Here is a 948-nt window from a genome sequence, read left to right as displayed (position 1 = left end):
GGCATACTTTTTGAGTGTTTCTAAAAAGAATACAAAAACTAATTGATAATGAAAAGAATAGTGTGGTGTATGACCCTTATAGCTACCATAGTAGTAGGTTGTGGTAATAGTAAGAATGCGGTCGCTTATAGCGTGGCTCAGAATTATTTTGTGAATAATACTTTTGAAAATAAAGAAGTAGAAACTCTCAAGATAGACAGCCAAGACGAATTTGACCGTATTTTTGGAATGGCAACAACGATGGGCAGCAAGCCTACCGCTATTAACTTTAAAACTCAAAGTGTGTTGGCTATCATAGCACCAGCCAGTGAAAAAGAAACAATTATCCGTATTCGTGCTCTCGAAACCACCCTTACTAATGGTATTTTGGTAAAATATACTGTAGAAAAAGGTAAAGATTTGGGGTATACCGCTCAAGCTGCTCAGATATTATTGGTCAATAAAACTGATAAAGAAGTGCAGTTTGCTGATTACTATTAATGCTAAAAAAGAGAAATCGCTATTATATTACATATTTTAAAAGGTGTACAATAAAAGGTTGTACACCTTTTTTTAATTTATAATTCGAAAATCATCATTCAATATTCAAAATTGTTTTGTATCTTTGCACCCGAAATGAAGTGTTATGAAAGTACTCAAACTATCGGTAGACGATTTTTGCGATTATCACCTCATCGCAGTTTATACTCATTTACAGGACTATAAGCTAGCGTATTACCTCAATAAAGTACTTAAGCTGCACTTGTGTAGAGAGCACGAAAAACCTTGTTTGTATTGTCCTCATACACAAAACACGTATCCTTATTACCGATGGGAAGATACTCTTTTGCGCGTTACTTGGCATTGTATTGCTAACAAACTAAGTGGCAGTCAGCAGTTAGATGAGGGATTCTTTAGCACAACTAACACTGTGCACTACCTTATAGATAAGCTAAAAAAAGTAGATTT

At 34.6% G+C, this 948-nt stretch carries 2 protein-coding genes; both read left to right on the top strand.

The genetic code is table 11. The annotated features are described in order from the left end of the window. The first annotated feature begins 48 nt into the window (after positions 1-48). Positions 49-480, top strand: a complete 432-nt coding sequence (locus HMPREF9441_RS17030; RefSeq protein ID WP_008623381.1) for a hypothetical protein — start codon at positions 49-51, stop codon at positions 478-480. 145 nt (positions 481-625) lie between these two features. Then, positions 626-948: IPExxxVDY family protein (locus HMPREF9441_RS17025; protein ID WP_008623379.1), on the top strand; the 323-nt coding region annotated here is incomplete at its 3' end.

This window comes from Paraprevotella clara YIT 11840, from assembly GCF_000233955.1.
GTDB lineage: Bacteria > Bacteroidota > Bacteroidia > Bacteroidales > Bacteroidaceae > Paraprevotella > Paraprevotella clara.
The sequence above is the reverse complement of the archived record's forward strand: the minus strand, read 5'-3'. Positions and strand labels throughout refer to the sequence as shown.

Bases quoted from the DNA above. Each gene is read 5' to 3' on its own strand.
- HMPREF9441_RS17030 (WP_008623381.1), top strand. From the start codon at position 49: ATGAAAAGAATAGTGTGGTGTATGACCCTTATAGCTACCATAGTAGTA.